Source organism: Streptomyces sp. NPDC059564 (assembly GCF_042735575.1).
Taxonomy (GTDB): domain Bacteria; phylum Actinomycetota; class Actinomycetes; order Streptomycetales; family Streptomycetaceae; genus Streptomyces.
The window spans coordinates 1-1,340 of sequence record NZ_JBHWBP010000690.1 but is presented as its reverse complement, the minus strand read 5'-3'; the positions used below and the strand labels follow the sequence as shown (position 1 = coordinate 1,340).

Here is a 1,340-nt window from a genome sequence, read left to right as displayed (position 1 = left end):
CCCCGTGCGGCGGCGGGCCCTGCTCGGCGCCGGGGGACTGGCCGCCCTCGCCGCGGGCGGCGCGGCCCTCGCGGCGGACGACCCGGCGGTACGGGGGCCCGCCGCGGCGCCCGGCCCGCCCGGCCGGATCCCCTTCCACGGCCCCCACCAGGCCGGGATCCTGACCCCGCGGCAGGCCTGCGCCCGCCTCGCCGCCCTCGACCTGACCCCCGGCGCCGACCGGGCCCGGGCCGCCGCCCTGCTGCGGGCCTGGACCGTCGCCGCCGAGCGGCTGAGCCGCGGGGAGCCGCCCGGGGAGGCCGACGCCGACACCGGGGTGGCCCTGGGCGCCGGACCCGCCTCGCTCACCGTCACCTTCGGCTTCGGCGCGGGCTTCTTCGACCGGACCGGCCTGGCGTCCGCCCGCCCCCCGGCGCTGGCCCCGCTGCCCGCCTTCCCGGGCGACCGGCTGGACCCGGCCCGCAGCGGCGGCGACCTGTTCCTGCAGGTCGCAGCCGCCGACCCGTTCGCCGCCGTACACGCCCTGCGCGCCCTGCAGCGGATCGCCCGGGGCGCGGCGGCCACCCGCTGGGAGATGACCGGCTTCACCCGCCCCTCCGGAACCGGCGCCGCCGACGGCACCCACCGCAACCTCATGGGCCAGCTCGACGGCACCGCCAACCCGGACCCCGCCGCCGACCGCGCGCAGCGCGACCGGATCCTCGTCACGGGCCCGGACGCTCCCGGCTGGCTGCGCGGGGGCTCGTACGTCGTCGTACGCCGCATCCGGATGCTGCTGGACCACTGGGAGGGCCTCCCGGTCCACCACCGCGAACAGGCCGTCGGGCGGCGCGTGACCGACGGGGCACCGCTGACCGGCGGCACCGAACGCACCCCGGTGGACCTGGACGCCGCCCGCCCCGACGGAGTCCCGGTCATCGCCGCCAACGCCCACATCCGGCTGGCCGCCCCGAAGACCAACTCCGGCGCCACGATGCTGCGGCGCGGCTGGTCGTACTACGACGGCCCGCGCCCCGACGGCGCCCCGGACGCCGGGATGCTGTTCGTGGCCTGGCAGACCGACCCGGGGACCGGTTTCCTACCCGTCCAGCACCGCCTCGCCCGGGGCGACGCCCTCGCCCGCTACGTGGAGCACGAGGCGTCCGCGCTGTTCGTGGCGCCGCGCGGGGCCGCGCCGGGGGAGTGGATCGGCCAGGCCCTGCTGGAAGGCTGAACCCGCCCGGGCCGGGCGGCGTTGTCAGTGCCGCCTGTGAAGCTGGGCCCATGGACGACCGGATGCTGCGGCGCCGGTTCTACGGCGCCGACCACGAAGACCCCGACCCGGGCCCGCGCCCCGGGCA

At 79.7% G+C, this 1,340-nt stretch carries 1 protein-coding gene; it reads left to right on the top strand.

The window, feature by feature from the left end:
* Positions 1-4: 4 nt before the first annotated feature.
* The gene (locus ACFV0Q_RS41670; RefSeq protein ID WP_385013329.1) at positions 5-1,213 is read left to right on the top strand and encodes a Dyp-type peroxidase; all 1,209 of its coding nucleotides are present in this window, start codon (positions 5-7) and stop codon (positions 1,211-1,213) included.
* The last annotated feature ends 127 nt before the right edge of the window (positions 1,214-1,340 follow it).